General features: G+C 64.7%; 13 protein-coding genes and 3 pseudogenes. 11 read left to right on the top strand and 5 right to left on the bottom strand.

The window, feature by feature from the left end:
* Positions 1–189: 189 nt before the first annotated feature.
* Together KDY119_RS12985 and KDY119_RS12980 are read left to right on the top strand one after the other, a co-directional pair.
* Positions 190–1,173 carry an ABC transporter permease gene (locus tag KDY119_RS12985; RefSeq protein WP_227994338.1) on the top strand — a complete coding sequence of 328 codons (984 nt, stop codon included), beginning with the start codon at positions 190–192 and terminating at the stop codon, positions 1,171–1,173.
* Positions 1,166–2,035, top strand: a complete 870-nt coding sequence (locus KDY119_RS12980; protein WP_036946707.1) for an ABC transporter ATP-binding protein — start codon at positions 1,166–1,168, stop codon at positions 2,033–2,035. The genes KDY119_RS12985 and KDY119_RS12980 overlap by 8 nt, the downstream gene beginning before the upstream one ends.
* 39 nt (positions 2,036–2,074) lie before the next feature.
* On the opposite strand, the gene KDY119_RS12975 is transcribed toward KDY119_RS12980, so the two are convergent.
* The 3 genes from KDY119_RS12975 to KDY119_RS12965 form a co-directional block, all read right to left on the bottom strand.
* Positions 2,075–3,037 carry an NAD-dependent epimerase/dehydratase family protein gene (locus KDY119_RS12975; RefSeq protein ID WP_265576709.1) on the bottom strand — a complete coding sequence of 321 codons (963 nt, stop codon included), beginning with the start codon at positions 3,035–3,037 and terminating at the stop codon, positions 2,075–2,077.
* A 92-nt stretch (positions 3,038–3,129) separates the two neighbouring features.
* Positions 3,130–3,855, bottom strand: a complete 726-nt coding sequence (locus KDY119_RS12970) for an IspD/TarI family cytidylyltransferase (protein WP_036946701.1) — start codon at positions 3,853–3,855, stop codon at positions 3,130–3,132.
* Positions 3,855–5,828, bottom strand: coding sequence for a CDP-glycerol glycerophosphotransferase family protein (locus tag KDY119_RS12965; RefSeq protein WP_051136196.1), 1,974 nt, complete (start codon positions 5,826–5,828; stop codon positions 3,855–3,857). The genes KDY119_RS12970 and KDY119_RS12965 overlap by 1 nt, the downstream gene beginning before the upstream one ends.
* A gap of 294 nt (positions 5,829–6,122) precedes the next feature.
* Between KDY119_RS12965 and KDY119_RS12960 the strand changes: the two genes are divergently transcribed.
* The 7 genes and pseudogenes from KDY119_RS12960 to KDY119_RS12930 form a co-directional block, all read left to right on the top strand.
* Positions 6,123–7,562, top strand: coding sequence for a polysaccharide pyruvyl transferase family protein (locus KDY119_RS12960; RefSeq protein WP_194174221.1), 1,440 nt, complete (start codon positions 6,123–6,125; stop codon positions 7,560–7,562).
* A 32-nt stretch (positions 7,563–7,594) separates the two neighbouring features.
* The gene (locus KDY119_RS12955) at positions 7,595–8,920 is read left to right on the top strand and encodes a polysaccharide pyruvyl transferase family protein (protein ID WP_194174219.1); all 1,326 of its coding nucleotides are present in this window, start codon (positions 7,595–7,597) and stop codon (positions 8,918–8,920) included.
* A 330-nt stretch (positions 8,921–9,250) separates the two neighbouring features.
* Positions 9,251–10,390 (top strand): CDP-glycerol glycerophosphotransferase family protein, encoded by a 1,140-nt coding sequence (locus KDY119_RS12950; RefSeq protein ID WP_194174217.1) that lies wholly within the window; start codon positions 9,251–9,253, stop codon positions 10,388–10,390.
* An 18-nt stretch (positions 10,391–10,408) separates the two neighbouring features.
* Positions 10,409–11,101: a phosphocholine cytidylyltransferase family protein gene (locus KDY119_RS12945; protein ID WP_036946694.1), complete on the top strand. Its 693-nt coding sequence runs from the start codon at positions 10,409–10,411 to the stop codon at positions 11,099–11,101.
* A 43-nt stretch (positions 11,102–11,144) separates the two neighbouring features.
* Complete coding sequence (locus tag KDY119_RS12940) at positions 11,145–13,922, top strand: glycosyltransferase (protein WP_194174215.1); 2,778 nt, start codon at positions 11,145–11,147, stop codon at positions 13,920–13,922.
* Positions 13,923–14,006: 84 nt separating this feature from the next.
* On the top strand, positions 14,007–15,932 hold the full coding sequence (locus tag KDY119_RS12935) for a DUF4422 domain-containing protein (RefSeq protein WP_153022404.1): 1,926 nt from the start codon (positions 14,007–14,009) through the stop codon (positions 15,930–15,932).
* A 101-nt stretch (positions 15,933–16,033) separates the two neighbouring features.
* Positions 16,034–16,315 (top strand): annotated as a pseudogene (locus KDY119_RS12930) (integrase core domain-containing protein); the annotation flags it as partial.
* On the opposite strand, the pseudogene KDY119_RS12920 reads toward KDY119_RS12930, so the two are convergent.
* A pseudogene (locus KDY119_RS12920) lies at positions 16,316–16,963 on the bottom strand (helix-turn-helix domain-containing protein); the annotation flags it as partial.
* A 122-nt stretch (positions 16,964–17,085) separates the two neighbouring features.
* On the opposite strand from KDY119_RS12920, the pseudogene KDY119_RS12915 reads away from it, so the two are divergent.
* A pseudogene (locus KDY119_RS12915) lies at positions 17,086–17,437 on the top strand (integrase core domain-containing protein); the annotation flags it as partial.
* Between the two features lie 62 nt (positions 17,438–17,499).
* On the opposite strand, the gene KDY119_RS12910 reads toward KDY119_RS12915, so the two are convergent.
* Complete coding sequence (locus KDY119_RS12910) at positions 17,500–18,723, bottom strand: CDP-glycerol glycerophosphotransferase family protein (RefSeq protein ID WP_036946691.1); 1,224 nt, start codon at positions 18,721–18,723, stop codon at positions 17,500–17,502.
* Between the two features lie 461 nt (positions 18,724–19,184).
* Between KDY119_RS12910 and KDY119_RS12905 the strand changes: the two genes are divergently transcribed.
* Positions 19,185–20,729: a glycosyltransferase gene (locus KDY119_RS12905; protein WP_148283995.1), complete on the top strand. Its 1,545-nt coding sequence runs from the start codon at positions 19,185–19,187 to the stop codon at positions 20,727–20,729.
* The last annotated feature ends 12 nt before the right edge of the window (positions 20,730–20,741 follow it).

Here is a 20,741-nt window from a genome sequence, read left to right as displayed (position 1 = left end):
GATCGGCTCCTGGCAGTCGGCTGGCGTCGTGCTTCGGATGCGGGGTCGGGCACGAACGATTCGCCAGAGTCTATTGCCCGGCGGTGCACGGATGCACAGCGGCGCCACCGAGGATGGCTACGATAAGTCGGTTGCGGGCCATGCGGCCCGGGAGCTCCGTTCTCATCCAGACCTCAGGAAGCCCACCCAGTGACTGTCTCACCCAGCAAGGCGGCCGCCGCTGCACGCGAACGTGGCAGCGAGGCACCGGCCGACCTGCTTCCGGAGCCCATGGTGTCCGAGCAGAGCTCGGAAGCCCTGCGGCAGATCGCTGTCAGCGCCGGACTGGCACCGATGGGTGTCCGACCACCGCTCGGTCAGTATCTGCGTGACCTGTGGTCGCGCCGGGCGTTTCTGTGGGAGCTCTCCTCCTCGAAGGCGTACGCCCGCAACCGGAACAGCTACCTCGGCCAGGCGTGGTCGGTGCTCACGCCCCTGCTCAGCGCGGCCGTCTACATCATCATCTTCGGCATCGTGCTCAACACCACACGCGGTGTCGAGAACGCGATCGGCTTCATCCTGGTCGGGACCTTCATGTTCCGCTTCTTCGAGCACGCGGTCAGTGGCGGCGGGAAGGCGATTCGCGGTAACACGTCCCTGGTGCGGGCGGTCCGCTTTCCCCGAGCCGTCCTGCCGATCTCGGTCGTGCTGTCCGAGCTCGTCACGCTGGGGCCGGCTCTCGTCGTGATGCTCGTCGTGACGTACCTCTCCGGCCTCGGAGAATTCCCGAAGTTCGCCTACGTCCCTGTCTCGTGGCGCTGGCTGCTGCTCCCGCTCGCGATCATGCTGCTCGCCTTCTTCAATGTGGGCTGTGCCTTCATCATGGCGCGCTGGGTCGCGCGAGCGCCCGACATTCAGAACCTCATCGGCTTCGTGATGCGCTTCGTGATGTACGCCTCCGGTGTGATCTTCAGCATCGACCACTACTTCAAGGACCATCCCGGCGTCGGCTGGGTGCTCCAGAGGCAGCCGGTCGCCGTCTATCTCGAGCTGACCCGCGCGTGTGTGCTGCACGAGCCGACGATCCCACTCACCTGGCAGACGTGGGCGTGGGGCGTGGGCTGGGCTGCCCTCTTCGCGATCGGTGGCTTCCTGTACTTCTGGCGTGGAGAGGAGCGCTACGGCCGTGACTGACGCGGAGCTGGACTTCGAGGTCGACCCCGAGGACCTGGAGGGCTGGGCGCCAGCCACGAGGGAGATCGGAGGACCGTCGCTCGTCGTCGACCACCTCGACATCACCTACCGTGTCTTCGGCGGGAAGAAGCTGGGCACCTCGGACGAGTCGAGCGGACGAAGGCTCCAACGGGTCGTGGGGCGTAGGAGCGGGCACGTCGGCGCTGTCCAGCAAGTGCGTGCCGTGCGCGACGTGACCTTCGTCGCGCACCACGGCGAGTCCATCGGGATCGTCGGGATCAACGGCTCGGGCAAGAGCACGCTTCTCCGTGCGGTCGCGGGGCTCATCCCGCCGACCAAGGGCTCGGTCTATGTCGCAGGCGAGCCGTCCCTGCTCGGCGTCAACGCTGTCCTGATGGGCGACCTCACCGGCGAGCGGAACATCATGATCGGCGGCCTCGCGCTCGGCCTCAGCAGGAGCGAGGTCCAGCAGCGCATGGACGACATCGTGGAGTTCGCGGGGATCGGCGACTTCGTGTACCTCCCGATGAAGGCGTACTCGTCGGGGATGGGGGCGCGCCTCAGGTTCGCGATCTCCACCGCGGCTACGCCCGACATCCTCATGATCGACGAGGCGCTCGCGACCGGCGATGCGTCGTTCCGCGAGAAGAGCAAGGCGCGGATCGACGAGATCCGGCAAGGTGCGGGCACGGTGTTCCTCGTGAGCCACTCGCTCGCCACCGTCCAGGCGATATGCTCGCGCGTGCTCTGGCTCCACCAGGGGCGCCTCGTGATGGACGGGCCGACTGAAGAGGTCTGCGCGAGCTACAAGGAGTTCGTCCAGAGCTTGCGCAAGTCCCGGAGCCTGGCGAAGAAGAAGTAGCGCGCAGGCCCGCCGCGTCGTGCGCGGCGGGCCGCCTGGTCACGCTTCTTCGAAGCTCCGGAGCATCCGGTCGATCCCAGTGTCGAGATCGACCGAAGGCCGCCAGCCCAGCGCTTCGAGCCTGCTGCTGTCCAGACCGAGGAACTTGCTGGTGTTGTAAGACCGCTCTTCAGCGTGCTCGGCGTGCGTGAAGACCCGTTCGAGGTGCTTCTCCGGCCGAGCCTGCGCGAAGTGCTGAGCGAGGTCTCGGATGCTGACCATGCCGTCAGGGTCGGCCACGTTGTAGGCACGCTCAGTCCCGACGAGCGTGGCGACGAACATGCCGGCCACCGCGTCCGCGACGTACGTGTAGGTCCGCATCGCACGCCCGTCGCTGTTGAGCACGATGTTCTCGCCACGGACGACGTTGGCGGCGAAGTCCGCTTGGACGCGGCCGTCGTCGAGCGCCATACCAGGGCCGTATACGTGGCCGAACCGGACGATCCGCGCGTCGATACCGTGCTGTGCCGCGTAGACGCTCGCGATGGTCTCGGCCGCACGTTTCCCCTCGGAGTAGCTCGCGCGGGGCAGCAAGATGTCGAAGCCACCGTAGGAGTGCTCAGGAATGAGACGGACATCGTCCGGTTGCGCGCCGTAGACCTCGGACGACGACATGAGGACGAAGCGGCGGGTGCGCTTGGCGACGGCGAGGTCGAGCAGATTGAAGCTGCCGAGCGTGTTGGCCTTGATCGTGCTCACGGGGTCCGATGCGTGGAGCGTGGGGCGTGCGGCACTGGCGCCGTGAATCACCATGTCGAGGGGGCCGTCCACGTCGGCCAGTCGACTCACGTCCGTGGCGAGCAGCTGGAAATCGGGTCGGTCGACGGTCGAGCCGAGGATCCGGCGTGCCTTCGCCTCGTCCCGCACCAGCCCGATGACGTGAAGCCCTGCGTCGCGGGTGTCGTTCAGTCCGAGAAGGGTGTGCAGGGCGTACGACGGGAGCATCCCGTTGGCGCCGGTCACGAGGACGGTCGCGCCGTCAAGCTCGTGCCACGGGAGGTCACGGGCGAGGATCTCCTGGACGTCCTGTGCGATGACAGGCACGGGCGCGCGCATCATCCGAGCCCCACGATCTGCTGGGTCTCCAGGAGGTCGAAGTAGGTGCGGCACACGTAGAAGTCCTCCGCCGTCGTGATCTTGATGTTCGAGCGCGGCCCGTCGACCCGGTACAGCGTGCGGCCGTGGGACTGCATAAGGGTGCAGGAGTCGATCGAGTCGTGCTCTCCTTGCGCGACGGCGTCGTCGTAGAGGCTCAGGATCTCGTCCAGATGGAACGTCTGTGGCGCCTGAGCGGCGTAGATGTGCTCGCGGGGGATGACGTCCGAGATCGTGTCGTCGGCGCTCACTGCGACTGTCTCGTTGAACTTCGTGCACGTGATCGCGTTGCCGTGCTCCCGCGCGACGGCGATGTTCTCCGAGAGCAGCTCCGCCGTGATGAGAGGCCGTACGCCGTCATGGACGAGGACGACGACGTCGCTCGGATCCTCGACGTCCGCGGCGACGGCGCGTAGCGCCCGGTGGCGTGACTCCTGACCGGTGCTTCCTCCGTTGACGATCCAGCGCACCTTGGTGAGCTCGTGGCGTCGCACGATCCTCTCGGCGTGCTCGCGCCATTCCGGCAGGATGGCGAGCGCGATCGCCTCGATCTCGGGGTGGTTCTCGAACTTCTCGAGGGTGTGGACGAGGATGGGCTTGCCATGGATCTCGAGGAACTGCTTGGGGAGCGCCCGGCTGTTCATCCGCGAGCCGATCCCGCCGGCGAAGACGACGGCGACGTTCATCACGACCCGCTCCGTTCTGTCAGGACTGCAGGAACCAGGGCGCTGGTCCCGGTGGTCACGGCTCGGTTCGGGTTCGGAGCTTCGACGGGCTCGACGGCGACGGCCGAGGCGGGCGGGTCGCCGAGGATGAGCCAGTCGATGACCCGGTCGGACGAGTGGGTGTCGATGACGTCGAAGTTCTCGGCGCGGAACGCCTCCGTGCGTTCGAGCTCGAAGTCCTGGTCGCGGATCGCTTCGAGAAGCTCGTCGAACGTGTGGCAGACCTTCCCCGGCGCGGTCTCCTCGTAGGGGCGGTGGAATCCCCGCACCGCGCTGTAGACCTGCTCGTCATACGCGAAGAAGAGCATCGGCCGGTCGAGCAGCGAGAACTCGAAGATTATCGACGAGTAGTCGGTGACGAGCACGTCCGTCACCAAGAGCAGATTGTTGCCGTTGCGGTAGGAGGCGACGTCGATGAATCGGTCGCGCATGGAGTCCGGGATCGGCACCGGCTCGTGGATGAAATGGTGCATCCTGAACGCCACCACGGTGTCGTCACCGCACAGGTCGTAGAGCGCCTGGAAATCGATCTGCGAGTAGTCGTAGTAAGCCTGGTTCGCGCCGCGTCCTCGGAACGTGGGCGCGAACATGATTACCCGCTTGCTACGGAGCGCGGGGAACTCGGTGTAGACCTCGGACCGTGCGTGCTCCTGGGCGACCGGGTCGAGGAAGGTGTCGATGCGGGGGAGGCCGGTGGGGATGACTGCCTCCTCCTCGATGCCGAACACCTCCGCGTACACGTGCTTGAGATGGTGCGACGCCGTGATCGCATAGGTGTACGCGCGGTGTGCGTTGGTGAGACCGGGCGAGCCGAACTTGCCGAACCGGCTGAAGCCGACGCTCTTGAAGCCGCTCCCTGCGTGCCACACCTGGATGATCCGGCAGCCGGGCTTCAGCTTGAGCTTCTCGAGCGGGGGGAAGTAGTCGTCGATCAGCACGATGTCCGCACGGGCAAGCTCCTGTACGACCGAGAGAAAGCTTCGGCTCGTCGCGGTGCGCGACGTCCGGAAGGAATAGCGCAGGTCGAGCCGCTGGTCCAACCCACGCTCGACGAGGCGGTCGCGGACAGCGAGCAGGTTGCCCTCCAGGCCGGCACGCATCTCGGAGGCGAAGAGCACGCGAGGCCTGACCGACTTTCCTGCAGCCTTGCGGACGGACCGTTGAGCATGCTCAGCCTGGGCCGTGCGGTCGTAGATGAGCTGTGCAAGCTGGCGTCGCCGGCTCAGCGACGTGAGGTTCTTGACCGAGCGGCGGGCTCGCCGGACCGGCCCGCCCTTCTTCTTTCGGCCGCCACCCGACTTGCGGGCGAAGCTGTAGGCGCGCATCGCGAACAGAGGATTGGTGTCGTCCTCGGTCAGGCCGAACGAGACGGTGAAGGCTTCCCGGTTGCCTGCGAACAGGAAGACACGCGTCAGCGACTCCAGCTCGTCGAGTCGATCGAGGTCCCAGACGCCGCCGACCTCCGCGCCGGAGTCGAGCCTGGCGTAGAACTTCCAGGTACCCCGTGGGATGAACGCCCTGTTGGCGAAGTTGCTGAGATTGATCGCCACGCGGTATCTGCCGTCGCCCAGCGAGGACCAGCTCACGCGGTGCGTCTGCTTGGTGTCTCGGATGAAGATCCGGACGAGCTGGGGCGGGATCGTGTCGTCGGCGGTCGTCGCGAGCTCTGGCATCGCTGAGGGGACGACGCGGCTGCCGTCTGCCGCGGCGACGTCCTGACCAGCGTCGTCGCCTTCGGCGCCACCGGGGCCTTCGTCGACATCCTCGAGCTCGATGACGTCGGACGGCACGGTGGCCACGTCGTCGACCGTGACAGGGGTGGGGACCACCGGCTCCGGCTGCCCTCCCGTGCTGGGCGTCCACGCGATGCGGAGGTCGAAGGTCAGGTTGACCCGCTCCCACTCGACGGACTCGACCCGGAATTCAACGGGCATGGGCTTCCTCTCTCGACGACCTCCTGGAGACCGGATGGCGCCCGCGCAGACTGCGGGAATCTCCGGTGATCCGGCCGGGCCATTCTGCCAGACCAGCGCAGGCGTGGTGCCAAGCATCTGGATTCGGGCCGGCCGTCAGGACCCCCTCGGGGCGCGCGCCGAGCGCCTCCGACAGCCGATGGTGTGCGTGCGTTCGCACCCTGTAGCGTGAGCCCCCCCGAGGTCCGTGTGTACGGGCCGGGTGGCTCTCCCTCGGCGGCTTCGGCCCCGGGGTCGCGGCGAAACGGAGAAGTGGTGTCGAAGATCAGGATCCTGTTGCTGACGAACAGGGACTCCGACAATGTGGGCGACCAGATCATCGAGGCGTCGGCGATCTCGATCCTCAAGGGGATCATGAAGAATCTCGATGTCCCGTCGGACGGGTTCGAGATCTCCAGCCGTGCAGCGGGCATCATCTCGAAGAAGTACATGAGCACGGGTGATCCGGCGTTGTTGGAGTCTGCTCGTAAGGCGATCTCTGGCGCTGATGTGGTGGTCTTCGGTGGTGCGCCGCTGTTCAACTACACGTACCAGAACTTCTACCTGCGCACGATCAAGACGCTCGAGCTGGCGCAGGAGTACGGGGTGCCGGTGCTGTTCTCGAGCATCGGGGTGGAGCCGTTCGATCCGACGAACCCGAAGTCGGTGGCGTTGAAGGAGGCGCTGGCGATGTCGTGCGTACGTCAGATCACCACGCGTGACGACGTCGAGTCGGCGCGCCGTTACGTCGAGGGGACCGATGTCGCGGTCGCGCACGTCGCCGACCCGGCAGTGCTCGCGGACGTGGTCTTTCGTAAGAAGCCGCCAACTCCGGTACAGGCCCCGGCGCCGGCCCCTGGACTCGTCGCTCGGCTCAGGCGGCTCGCCGACCGACGGCTCGGGCGGCCGACGCTAACGCCGCCGCCGACGCCCACCGCCCCGGCGAAGGGGGGAGGCCCGCATGCCGCAACCGCGGAGCAAAATGTGAAGTCTCGTAAGCGGGTTGGTCTGGTGGTGACGCGGGCGGGGATTTTCAAGGACAACGGGATCGCGTTCTCGGAGGCGGATCAGCGCAGGTTCTGGTTGGAGACGATGGCGTTGCTGGAGTCTCGTGGCTATGAGGTGCGGTTGTTCACGACGGGTCACTTCTCGGACGAGGTGTTCTTGGACGCTTTGGTGCGTGCTGAGGGGATCCCGTTGAGCAAGGTCGCGGTGACGGTGAACTCGCCGGAGGAACTGATCGGTGAGCTGAGTGCGTGTGACGGGGTGATCGCCTACCGGTTGCATGCGAGCATCACGTCGTTCGCGTACAGCGTGCCGTCGGTGGGGTTGTCGTGGAACTTCAAGGTGCCGTATTTCTACGAGTCGGTGGGTCATGGTGACCGGGCGCTGGGGCCGGAGAGATGGAACGCGACCGAGGTCGTGGGGGCCTTGGAGAAGGCGATGGTGGAGGGCGTGGTCAAGGACGAGGCGTTCTTGATGACGGTCTACGAGACGTTGTTCGCGGGGATCAAGGGGATCTTCGCGCCGGGCAGCGAGCGGGTGGCGTTCACGTTCGCCGAGCTGCAGGACGGTCTTCCGCGGTATGGGGGCACGAGCCAGGCCCAGTACCGGGAGAAGGTGCGTGTCAAGTTCCGCCGGACCTACGAGAACTACCAGAAGTACTCGCGGTACTACATCGCGGCGGAGGCGAAGAAGCGGGCAGCCTCGGTCTGAGGGACGATTCGTCGCGGCTGAACGGAGAAGTGGTGTCGAAGATCAGGATCCTGTTGCTGACGAACAGGGACTCCGACAATGTGGGCGACCAGATCATCGAGGCGTCGGCGATCTCGATCCTCAAGGGGATCATGAAGAATCTCGATGTCCCGTCGGACGGGTTCGAGATCTCCAGCCGTGCAGCGGGCATCATCTCGAAGAAGTACATGAGCACGGGTGATCCGGCGTTGTTGGAGTCTGCTCGTAAGGCGATCTCTGGCGCTGATGTGGTGGTCTTCGGTGGTGCGCCGCTGTTCAACTACACGTACCAGAACTTCTACCTGCGCACGATCAAGACGCTCGAGCTGGCGCAGGAGTACGGGGTGCCGGTGCTGTTCTCGAGCATCGGGGTGGAGCCGTTCGATCCGACGAACCCGAAGTCGGTGGCGTTGAAGGAGGCGCTGGCGATGTCGTGCGTACGTCAGATCACCACGCGTGACGACGTCGAGTCGGCGCGCCGTTACGTCGAGGGGACGGATGTCGCGGTCGCGCACGTCGCCGACCCGGCAGTGCTCGCCGACATCGTGTTCGGTAAGCGGCCCGCCGCCGGTCCCGAGGAACCTCGTAAGCGGGTTGGTCTGGTGGTGACGCGGGCGGGGATTTTCAAGGACAACGGGATCGCGTTCTCGGAGGCGGATCAGCGCAGGTTCTGGTTGGAGACGATGGCGTTGCTGGAGTCTCGTGGCTATGAGGTGCGGTTGTTCACGACGGGTCACTTCTCGGACGAGGTGTTCTTGGACGCTTTGGTGCGTGCTGAGGGGATCCCGTTGAGCAAGGTCGCGGTGACGGTGAACTCGCCGGAGGAACTGATCGGTGAGCTGAGTGCGTGTGACGGGGTGATCGCCTACCGGTTGCATGCGAGCATCACGTCGTTCGCGTACAGCGTGCCGTCGGTGGGGTTGTCGTGGAACTTCAAGGTGCCGTATTTCTACGAGTCGGTGGGTCATGGTGACCGGGCGCTGGGGCCGGACAGATGGAACGCGACCGAGGTCGTGGGGGCCTTGGAGAAGGCGATGGTGGAGGGCGTGGTCAAGGACGAGGCGTTCTTGATGACGGTCTACGAGACGTTGTTCGCGGGGATCAAGGGGATCTTCGCGCCGGGCAGCGAGCGGGTGGCGTTCACGTTCGCCGAGCTGCAGGACGGTCTTCCGCGGTATGGGGGCACGAGCCAGGCCCAGTACCGCGCCAAGGTGCGTCGGAAGCTCAGGCGGACCTACGAGTCGTATCAGTCCCGTGTGAGCGGGATGCAGCAGGCCGTTGCTCCCCGACCTGGACGGGTGGCGGCGGGCCTGCGGCGACTCAGGCGGTCTGCGGTCTGACCGCGGACGCTCGCACGTTAGGATGGCCGACGGTGCGGTGCCCGTGCTCGTCTCGATGGGGCAGGGTGGGCGGTGGGGTGGCAGCTGGCCGGAACACACCGAGACCGCGAAACGCCCGTAGCAGCTGGACCTGTGTCCACCGAGTCAGGAGTATCTTCGATCGCTGTGCAGCAGGGGAGCCAGGGCACGACGAGGAGACAAGGCCGTGGTGGTCTGCGTTCTATGGTCTGGCGTCGACTGAGGCGTTGGGGCCTCGTTCCCTCCGGTCAGCCAGACCTGCTCGGAGAGGACGACGCGGCGACTGACCTCGTCCTCTCTCAGCAGGTCGTGGTGTTCTTCGCAGACCCGCCCGGTGCCCTCTATCAGCTGGAGCAGTGGTTCGAGACGTTCCGCGCGGTCGACGACTCCCTGGGTCTTGTCATCGTCCTCCAGGACTCGCGGACGGCGCGGGCGGTCCGCGCGGCGGCGCCCGATCTCAAGGTGCTCGTCCTCGCCCGGCCGTCGACGTTCGAGGCGGTCGTCGAGCGGGGTGCGCCGCGCCTCGTGCTGTACGTGAACCACAATCCCGCCAACTTCACAGTCCTGCGGCTGGCCGGCCTCGTGCACGTCTCGCTGCTCCACGGTGACAGTGACAAGGCCGTGTCGGCGTCCAACCAGCTCAAGGGCTACGACTACGCCTTTGTGGCAGGACAGGCGGCGGTCGACCGGATCGGCCGCGAGCTCGTTGGGTACGACGCGGAGGTCCGTTGCCTCGTGGTCGGGCGACCGCAGGTGGATGCACAACGCACGACGGCGCTCTCCTCGGAGGTCGTGCCACGGGAGGTTTCGGGCGACGGGCCGATCACGGTCTTGTACGCGCCCACGTGGGAGGGCGCCCAGCCCTCCGTCTGCTACGGCAGCGTGGTGAGCCATGGCGAGGCCCTGGTCCGGGCGCTGCTCGACGACGGCGGCTTCCACGTCGTGTATCGCCCGCATCCGCTCACCGGTGCGCGTGCGCCGGAGCACGCCGCAGCGGACCGCTCTATCCGGGAGATCGTTCAGCGGGCCGGCGCCCCCCACCGCACGGATGCTGGCGTCAATCTGGGTGTCTCTTTCGCTGCGGCCGACGTCCTGATCAGTGACGTCTCGGGGGTCGCGGTGGACTGGCTCGCCACCGGACGCCCACAGCTCATGACCGTGCCGCATGACCCCAAGGTCCGCCTCCACGAGACGCCGCTGCGTGCTGCGGTACCGGGGCTGACTGCTGACGATGCGGCGAGCGCAGGCGACGCCATCCGGTCGCTCGTCGCGGACGGCGCATGGCGGTCGGAGCAGACCGGACTCAGAGGCTACTATCTCGGGGACGTGTCGCCGGGCGCGGCGACCAGACGATTCGTCGAGGCGTGCGTGACGGTCGTTGCGGACCGAGAGCAAGCGCGGGCGGCGCGGTCGCCGGTGTCGAACAGGCAGAATGCGCCGCATGGCGCTTGAGTAAGCAGAGGTGACGGAATGTCGGTGCAGGTAGTGATCTTGGCGGCCGGGATGGGAACCCGGTTGGGTCGGCCCTTCCCGAAGTCGCTGACGCCGCTCAAGGATGGCCGGACGATCATGGCCCAGCAGATGGGCAACATCCGTGACGGACTCGGACGAGAGTCCGAGGTGCTCGTGGTGGTGGGCTTCAAGCTGGAGCAGATCCTCGAGGCGAACCCGGATGCGACCTTCGCCTACAACCCGCAGTACGACGTCACCAACACCTCCAAGAGTCTGCTCAAGGCGCTCCGGGTCACCGGCGAGCGGGGGGTGCTCTGGATGAACGGAGACGTCGTCTTCGACCCCGAGGTGCTGCGCCGTGTGCAGCCGCTCGTCGAGAAGGGTCAGTCGTTCGCGTGCGTCAACACCTCGTCCGTCGGCGACGAGGAGGTCAAGTACACCGTCGACGACGACGGCCACGTACTTGAACTCTCGAAGATCGTCAAGGGTGGGCTCGGTGAGTCGGTGGGAATCAACTATGTGGCGCCTGCGGACAAGGCAAACTTGATCGCCCGTCTCGAGGAGGCGGACGAGCAGGACTACTTCGAGCGTGGCATGGAGCTCGCGATCGAGAAGGACGGCTTCAAGGTTCTCCCAGTTGACATCTCGGACCTGTACGCGGTCGAAGTGGACTTCCAGGAGGACCTTGAAAGGGCGAACCAATACGTTTAGCAATCTGAAATTGTTGAAAGAGGAGTAGTCATAGATGGCGTCCGTGTCCAAGGCCGCGCAAGTCGGCGCCAAGAAGGCCGCAAAGTTGCTACCCGCTGGCGTCCGGTCCGAAGCGGGTGCCCGGATTCGTCGCATGGAGTTCGAGCGCGAAATCACCAAACTGCGGGCGGCCCGCGAGCGGGAAGCAAGGATACGCGCGGACCGCGAATCGGATTCGCGCGTAGAATCCGACCAGGAGCACCTTCGCCGCGGCTCGGTCATCGTCGACGCATTGAAGGCGCCCCTTTGGGACAACACCGTTTTGTACGAGGCCTACCATGCGACCACCGTAGGCTGCAATCCCGAGGCGATTTTCCGAGGGATACTTGCAGATCCACGCTTTGAAGGATTCACGCATATTTGGGCGCTCAAGGATCCGTCCGGCGACTCATCATTCGAACGTGAATTCGCCTCAAATGCGCGGGTCCGGGTCGTCAGTTATCGCTCGGAGGAGTATTTCACTGCCCTCCACCGCGCAAAGTATCTTGTCAACAACTCGACCTTCCCGAGCGAATTTACAAAACGGGATAATCAGGTCTATCTAAATACGTGGCACGGTACGCCTCTTAAGAAGATGCTATATGACACGCCCGCAGGACCGCGGAGCGCTGGAAACGTTGTGCGCAATGCGCTCGCGGCAGACTATCTCCTCTCCCCGAACCGCTATACGACGGAAACCATGTATAGCAACGCGTTCCGCCTTGAGGGGATCTATGACGGCGCCATCCTTGAGCTCGGATATCCACGGGTCGACGTTAGCCTTCGGGAGGGCGCGGCGGACCGGGCGCGAGCGCGACTCGAGTCGGCGGGTCTGGAGGTCCAGGGCAAGCGCATCGTCCTCTATGCACCCACCTGGAAGGGGGACGACCTCAGCAATCCGGAGGACGACCTCGAGGATCTTGCGGAGATCGTGCGGATGGCGAGCGAGGGGCTTGCTGACTCGGGCCCGGTCGTGGTCCTGCTGCGACTGCATCAGTTTGTGTACGGTCGGGCAGCGACGGACGAACGGCTGAGCGGCTTCTTGGTTCCGCTTGAGATCGGCACGAACGAACTTCTTGCCGCAACCGATATTTTGGTTACTGACTACTCGAGCATTTTCTTCGATTTCCTTCCTCTTGATCGGCCGATTTGCTTCTTTGCCAAAGACCTCACGGAATATACGCAGCGGAGAGGGCTCTATCTCCCAAAGGAGAAGTGGCCTGGTCCACTTTCGGAGACGCCTGCGAAGTTAATCGACGATGTACGCGCGGCGTTGACCGGCGACCAGCGCCGGACGACCCGGCGTGAGTGGCGAAAGCGATTCGCATCCAAGGAGGACGGCGGCGCGACCGCTCGTGTTATTGATCAGGTATTTGCAGGTGTTGTCGGCGAGACGGACCTGGAGGAGAGGCGCACCAGCGTCAAGAAGCGACGAATACTCCTCTATCCGGGCGGGATGAGTGCGAACGGGATTACCAGTTCGGCCGTCGCGCTTCTGAACGCAATCAACTACTCGGAGTACGACGTAACGGTCTACGTGGGACCCGGCGGTGACCCCAACATGATCGGGCGGATCGACCCTCGGTGTCGCGTCCTTCACCGCGTGGGGCGCCAGGTCCAGACTCCGCGTGAGGCCCAGGCGAGGGCAGCCTTTATCCAGGATGGCCCGACCAGCAGCAGGCGGGTGCGAAATACCTTCCTTGAGCTATTCGCGCGCGAGGCGCGACGCTGTTTCGGTGATGCGCGATTTGATGCCGTAGTCGATTTTAGTGGCTATTCACCGTTCTTCGCCGCGCTTCTTCGGTCGGTGCCGGCGCGACGCCACGCTATTTGGCAGCATAACGATCTAGACGCGGACTCGCGCCGATTTGTGGATGGCGAGTGGCCACACTTGAGAAATCTGCGCGCAACCTTCGCGCTTTACGATGGGTTCGATGCCCTCGTATCGGTGAGCGAGCGACTAATGCGACGCAATCGAAAGCGTCTGGAAAGATACGCGCCACGCGGGAAGTTCCGTTATGTAGAGAACCTGCTACCTGTTAAGCAGATCGAGGCGCAGGTTAGAGGTGCAGGTTTGAATCTTCGGGGGGGAATGCGGGAACTGGTGCTCGGCCCGCAACTCGAAATCTCTGACATTGCAAGTGGCTTGGACCTGGCCGAACTTCGGACGGCGATTGATCAGTACTCGGCTGACAGATCGGCATTTCCTGCGGCGGATCGCCGACCCACGTTTCTCTTTGCTGGCAGACTTTCACCGGAGAAGGCTCTCTCGCGGCTGATCCGTGCGATGTCCATATTGGAGGTGGAGGGTCGAAGCGCGCGCCTCGTGATTGTTGGCGATGGCCCCCAAAGGCACAAACTGGAGAAGCTCGTACGCAGACTCGGGCTGCAGCGCGGCGTAGTGTTTGCAGGGTATCAACCCGACGCCGTTCGGCTCATGGCGAAGGCGGACTGCTTCGTGATGTCTAGCAGATATGAAGGTCAGCCGATGGTGCTTCTCGAAGCACAGCTACTCGGGCTGCCTATTGTGACGACTCGCTTCTACACGGTAGATGGGGCGCTCTATGGCGGGAATGGACTGGTCACTGATCCGACGCCGGAGGCACTTGCTGAGGGTCTACGTGCGTTTCTTGACGGTCAAGTCTCGGCATCGGTCTTTGACTACGCTGCGTATGCCGCGACCGCTATGGAACACTTGGAGGCCGTATTGCGGGGCGACCCGGCTAACCAGAACCGGGACGACGCCTGTGCGGACTTGTCCGCCTCTGCGACAGCACCGTCGGCGGCGCTTCCGGCCCCATGACGTACACTGTATTGGCCAAAGAGTTGTGCCGCGAGTTTGGAAGTTCGAATCGACGCCCGGAATTGCGGGCTATATCTTGCGAAGTTGAGGGAGTTGCGTATCGTGACAACTCGTTATCTTGTGGGCGTCGGAGGAATTCCGAACTACGGCGACGAACTCCTTAATCGTACGTGGGTTGACTACTTGGAGGAGCGCTTTCCAGAGGATGCCGTTGTCCTTTCGACCGGCAAGCCGTCGAATGTTGCCGCACTGCAGTACAAGCGACACCACGACTTGACAATGACGAGCGTTCTGATCGATCTTGCGACGCGCGCATTTCGCCGGTCTGAGAAGATGGACGATCGTGAGGCCTGGATTGCGAGCAAGATCAGGGGGCTCGGGACTCCTGATTGGGACATTGCGATCAGTCGTCTGCGCGATGAGGCGCGTTCTATCCACTTCATGGGAGGGGGCTATCTCAATTCAGACTGGCCTACACGGTATCTCATGTTGGCCGTTGCTTCGGCGGTCAAGAAGCGTAGCGGGAGCTTCCTGTTTGGTACCGGGCTGGGATTGACGCCCATTACGGACACGTATAGGCCCTGGGTGCGCAGTAAGCTACGAGAGTTTGACTACGTTGAGAGCCGAGACACACGTGGCTCTGAACTGCTCGACGTGCCGTGCGGTCTCGACGACGTCTGGCTGGCCTTCCGTCCGGGTGCCACTACGATCAAACGGGCTGCAGGGGCGCCGCGTGTGGTTGTCAATCTTCAGACGGACTATGCGGCGGAGCAGACGGACGCGTTGCTTGAGGCTGCAGTTGCCGCTATCAAGCGTCTTCCATTTTATGAGGACGACATGGAAGTCGGCGTGGCAGAAGGATTTCCCCAGAAGGACGGTTGGGTTCGCCGCCGTCTCGGCGAGAAGCTTCCGAATCCAATTACCTTCTACTCTTTCCAGTCCATTTGGGAAGACGGCATTCCGGCTGGCCCTACGACGACATGGATAACAACGCGATTTCACTTTCACCTTGTCGCGTCGGCGCTCGGTTCGCCAGGCCTTGCGCTGACGGCAGGTAGTGATTTCTACGGAGTCAAGCACCGTTCTCTGCTTGATCTTCCTTCGGGCTGGGGGCTTGTCGACGTGTCGCGTGATTACCGCGACGATGATTTGACGCCGGGCATCAACCCGGACATGCGCAGTCTGGTCGAGCGCCTCGCCCAGAAGAAGCTCGCAGTCGCTGATAGCTTGTACCCGTCTGCCACGAAGGTCCGACCTGATCAGGGTGACACGTTCGTCGCTGTCGTTGCCCACAAGAGTTCCTGGGTTCCCGATATCGACGGATATTTTCCTGTGGTTGTGGGCGAGGGGCGAAGGGAGGTTGTGCTCGATACCACGCAGCCGGTCTACCAGGACGACACGCTCGAGAATATCGCCAATAAGAACGCGAACTTCTGCGAGCTGACAGCCCAGTATTGGGTGTGGAGGAACGTGGAGGCGCGCTACAAGGGCATGGTGCACTACCGCCGCTTTCTTAAGGCGCCCGGTACGGGCCGTGTGATCGGTCGAGAGGAGATTGCAAACGCTCTTTCTGACGTCGACCTACTGATTCCCTATCGGTGGGAGGTTGCGGGGGAGGGGATTGCGACTATTCCAAAGACCGTCATGAATCAATACGGTCGAGCGCATGCGGCTGGCGACTTGCTAGAGACGTTTGCGATAGTTGAGGAGCTCTTCCCTGACTATAGGAACGCCTTCTTGAAAGTGATGCGGGACTCGAAATTTTTCTTGGCAAACATGTACATTGGTCGTCAGGAAGTGTTCGACGACTATTCTGAATGGCTGTTTGCAATTTTGGATAAGTTCGCGGCGTCGTGCGACCTGCGTGAGTACGGCACGGCCTACCAGTCACGCGTGTACGGATTTCTTTCGGAGCGTCTCTTTACTGTCTGGCTCGAGAAGAATACAACCGTACGATATCGTCGCCTCGGGATGCTTAGGCCGGACAAGGTGGTTGAGTCGACACCCTGAGGCCGTCCAGGCGGGTCCCTCGATACGTAGTTGGGTTTTGGGCTTATGACGTTGGGGCCGGTGCGAGGAAGGGGGTAGCTCCCTGGCGGCGGGATGGACGCAACGGATCGGCCTACCGCTCCCACGCGTGGCGCGAGGCCTGCGCCCAGCTTGATATCACCCACAAACGGACCCACCCCTACCGGCCCCAGACCAACGGGAAGATCGAACGCTTCCACCGGACCCTGGCCGACGGATGGGCCTACGCCCGCCTCTACGACTCAACCCAGCAACGCAACGCCCTGCTCCCGGCCTGGCTCCACTTCTGCAATCACCACAGGCTCCACTCCGCGATCAGCAACCAGCCACCGATCAGCCGGCTGACCGACGTCCCTGGACATCACGCGGAGGACACCCAACGCGGTGGCCGGTCTCGTCGTCGTGGATCTCGGCGTAGGCGCCCCGGGAGTGGTCGTCGATCACGGTGTGCACGAACGCGGTGCCCATCTTGCGTTCGTAGCGGGCGTTGCGCGGCTTGCCGGTCATCGCGGCACGGTTGCGGTCGCCTTGGGCGCCCGGCCCACGAACCGCCACCCGCCACCGCCGGGGGTGTTCCCGAGTTTCTTGACGTCCACGTGGATCATCGCGCCGGGACGGTCGTGCTCGTAGCGGCGGACCGGCTCTCCCGTGCGCGCGTCCACGTGGGAGAGCCGGTTGAGCCGGCACCGGGTCAGCATCGCGTGCACCGTGGAGGCCGGCATCGGGAGTCGTGCACCGATCTCGACCGGTGACAGCCGCTTCTTCCACCGCAGGTGCACCACCTGCTTGACCCGGTGCACGGGCGTCTTGTTCGCGACCTTGTGCGGGCGGCTCGAACGATCCGCCATCCCCTCGGCGCCCATGGCGGCATACCGGGTCGCCCACCGGTTCGCCGTCGGCCAGGACACGTCCAACCGGCGGGCCGCGACCGCGACCGGCCAGCCCTCGTCCACGATCAAACGCGCGAGACGAAGACGAGCACGCGGGGTCAAAGCAGCGTTAGCGTGAGACACGAAGACCTCCTGGCCGTTGTGGAACCTTCAGCAGTCCCACTCCACGCCCGGAGGTCTTCGCCTGTCACGCATCCGAACGCGTGTCGCCACACTCGATCGACCAACGTCCCTGGGCAGTGCACCTACGCCGGGCGGTGTCCGGGTTCGCTGCCCGCGGCGTGGTCGTCGAACGGGTTCTTTCCGACAACGGGTCGGCCTACAAGTCCCATGCCTGGCGTGATGCCTGCGCCGAGCTGGAGATCACCGTGAAGAAGACCCCATCCCTACCGGCCCCAGACGAACGGGAAGATCGAACGGTTCAACCGCACCATGGCCGCCGGGTGGGCCTTCGCGCGCCACTACAAGCCAGAAGAGGCGCGCCGAGGAGCTCTGCCAGGATGGCTCCAGCAGTACAACCACCACCGACCCCACTCCGCCATCGGCAAGGTCCCACCCATCACGAGATTGACCAACCTGCCTGGGCAGTACACCTAGTCCATTCGCCCCGCCCGAGACTGACCTCCAGCCTCACGGCAATGTGGCCCCGCGAAGGACGTCTAGGAAGGACTCAGGACGGGCGACGCACGGCGCCGGATGATGGCGCCGGCCTCACGAATGAACTTTTGCGTTGACCCGCCGCGGGTTACATCCCCGAAGTATTGCTCGACGATCGCGGCGAACTTCGCGCGCGTCTCCTCGGACGAGAACGACTCGATGATTCCGAGAGCGTTCGCAGCGTCGGGCGCCTTGAACGTCTCGATGAGTCCGGCGAGGCCGGTTCGGTCTACCTCGGCTTCGGGAGAGGCCGGTTCGGTGAGGAGCAATGGCTTGCCGGTGGCGAGCCAGTCGAAGGCGACCGCGGAGATGTCACACACGCAGACGTCGGCCGCGGCGAGATGCCACCCGAAGGCGGACTCGGTGTCCACCATGTGGTGTGCCGAGGGGTCCTCTGTGTTTGCGCGCTGCAGCTTCGCGACGATGCCGGAGTGGACTTCCTTGAACATCGGGTCATACGCACCGGTTCGGGGGTGCGGGCGGTAGACGACACGGTGCTTGCCCGTTGCGAGGAGTGCGTCGAGCATAGGCTCCGCGTGCGACTTCAGCGAGGAGTACGTCATGCTCGGCCGGTCCCCCTCCCACGTAGGCGCGTAGAGCACGACGGTGCGGCCGTCGTCGGGCAACGTGGGGCCTTCGTACTCGACGTCGACCTGCGGCCGACCGATGCGGACCAGCCGCTTGTCTACGTCGAAGTCGATGAGGCGCTTGCTGATCCGCTCGTACGCTGCCTGTCCTGCGATGAACGTGTAGTCGTACGCCTTGAGCTGGTTCGACGCCATATAGTCCTTGTCGGACTCGCCGTGGCTGATGAAGACGTGGGCCGGGTCCCGGAATCGCATCATCTGGAAGTTGCGGGTGTTCTGGTTGACGTAGAAGACGATCCCGACGCGCTGGGTCTCGAGCCACTCCTCGATTTCCGCGACGGTGCGCTTCACGATGATCGGAAGGGGGCACTCCTCCTTCAGAGCGGTCGCCGTCTGTACGTTGCGCATGACCACGGCGACCGGGTGCTGCACCGACAGTCGCCTCATAGGCTCGTACCACTGACGTAGCTGATACTGGTTGACCACAGTGTCCGCGAAGTAGATCACAGCCTCGAAGTGCCGCTCCGGAAGGGCACCGCGCTCGGCCTCGTACGAGTCCCACTCCGCCTGCGCGCGGCGCCGGCGCAGTGCTCGCTTCGCTTGCTGGCCAAGCGTCTTGACGTCGCGGATGAGCGGCACAGGGCGATCCTTCGATGGGTGTGGGTGGGTCGCACCATGCTAGCCGAGGGCAACGTCCCTTAAGATCGCCGGGAATCCGGCGAGGGCCGGCCCCGCACGAAGAACAGAGGTAGTAGGTGGACTTCTTGAGGCGACTGCGCCGGCGACGACGCGAGCCCAAAGCCCTGGCCTCGGCTTCTCGCTCGGCCGGTGCCGACCGCGAGGTCAAGCACTTCCCCGACGACCGCTACGTCGCGTTGGCCTGGACCATCCCCGACGAGTTCGGCGGCATCACGAACGTCCTCCTCCACCGCACCGCGACCGTCGCGGCCCGGACCGGTCGCACCATCGACCTGCTCACCCTGGCGCCGGACCTCGACCTCGACCGGGCCGTGAACCGCCTGCGGGAGTCGGGCCGCCTCAAGCCCGGCGTCCGGCTCCGCAACGTCTGGCACGAGTTCTCCGCGCTCGACGACGGTGCTTTGCGCCGCCTCGCGCAAACGACGAACGCGGTCGCCGCCGTCGCGGACGATCCCGTGGCCCACCACGGCGAGAGCGTGGCGACTCGAACTGACGGGGACGGGACGGTACTGCAGACCGACCGTTACCGCCGCGACGGCACGCGCGTCGTGTCCGACCGGCTCGACGTGCCCGGCAAGGGGGGCAGGCGCACGCGCCGCATCACCGTCTATGCGACGGACGGTGAACCACTCGGCTCGTGGACATCCGCCCGGGCGCTCTACTTCTCGTGGTTCGACGTCGTCCTCGGTGAGGGACCCGCGTACTTGGTCAACGACTCCCAGGCGATCGGGGCGTTCCTCGGCCAGTACCGGCGCCCGAACGTCGTCACCGTCCAGGTCATCCACCACGCGCATCTCGCGATCGACGCGCCGTCCGCGTCGGGCCCACTTGCCGCCCGTCAACAGCGCACCGTTGAAGGGCTCGACGGGATCGACCTCGTCGCGATCCTCACCGACCGGCAACGCCTCGACCTCGCAGAGCTGGGGGTGGCCGTCCACAACGGCCGGACCATCCCGAACTCGCGCACCATCGCGCTCAAGGATCCGCTCCCACGGCCCCGCAGCCGAGGAGTGATGGTCGCTCGACTCGTCTGGCAGAAGCGTGTCGACCATGCGATCCGGGCAATGGCGACTGTCGTGCGGAAGGACCCGGAGGTCACGCTCGACGTCTTCGGAAGTGGCAAGAAGGCCGGGAAGCTTGGCGCGCTCGTCGACGATCTCGGCCTTGGGGAGCACGTCGAGCTCCGCGGGTATGATCCGCGCGCAGCGCAGCACTTCGAGACGTCGTCCTTCAGTGTCCTGAGCAGCCGACACGAGGGTTTCCCACTCGTTCTGATGGAATCCATGGGTGCGGGCTGCCTCCCGATCGCCTACGACATCCGCTATGGACCCAGCGACATCATCGAGCATGGCGTCAACGGTTTCCTCGTCCCGCCGGGCGACGTACGGGAGCTCGCGCGCACCATTCGCACCGTGGCAGGGCTGCCCGAGAAGCGGCTTGCGGAGATGCGGGGTGCGGCAGTCGCGCGAGCGCAGGACTTCAGGGACGACGCCGTCCTCGACCGTTGGGTAGAGGAGCTCGCCGCAGCCCGGGCGCGCAAGCGTTCCATTCGTCGGGTCAGCATCCAGGGAAGGCTCGACGCCGTCGAGCCTTCAGAGGGAGGCGCGCGACTCCGCGGCACGCTTACCGGTGAGCTGGCCTCGCAGGGTCCGCAGCTCTTTGTCGCGTGGCGTGGCCGGAGCGAGGCGCTCTACGGTCGCGCGGTGTGTCGGCTCAGTTCGCCCGCAGCCGACCGGACCCGCTCCTTCGACGTCGTGCTGCCCTGGACGGCGTTCGACGGCCTGCCGAGCGACGTGCTCGATCTGTACGCCGAGGTCGTCGACGACGGCAACCCCGGACGTGCCAGACTGTCCGCAGACCCCGAAGCCTTCACGCACGAGCAGGTACACGTGACCGCCTACGGCAACGTGAGCCTTCGGCACACGGCGTCGGCATCAGTCGCGTAGCCGTACGTCGGT

This window comes from Luteimicrobium xylanilyticum, from assembly GCF_009429125.1.
GTDB lineage: Bacteria > Actinomycetota > Actinomycetes > Actinomycetales > Cellulomonadaceae > Luteimicrobium > Luteimicrobium xylanilyticum.
The sequence above is the reverse complement of the archived record's forward strand: the minus strand, read 5'-3'. Positions and strand labels throughout refer to the sequence as shown.

What these genes read in the sequence shown, in the direction of transcription:
- KDY119_RS12945 (WP_036946694.1), top strand. Translation starts at nt 10,409, where the DNA reads ATGTCGGTGCAGGTAGTGATCTTGGCGGCCGGGATGGGAACCCGGTTG.
- KDY119_RS12970 (WP_036946701.1), bottom strand. Translation starts at nt 3,855, where the DNA reads ATGAACGTCGCCGTCGTCTTCGCCGGCGGGATCGGCTCGCGGATGAAC.
- KDY119_RS12965 (WP_051136196.1), bottom strand. Translation starts at nt 5,828, where the DNA reads ATGCCCGTTGAATTCCGGGTCGAGTCCGTCGAGTGGGAGCGGGTCAAC.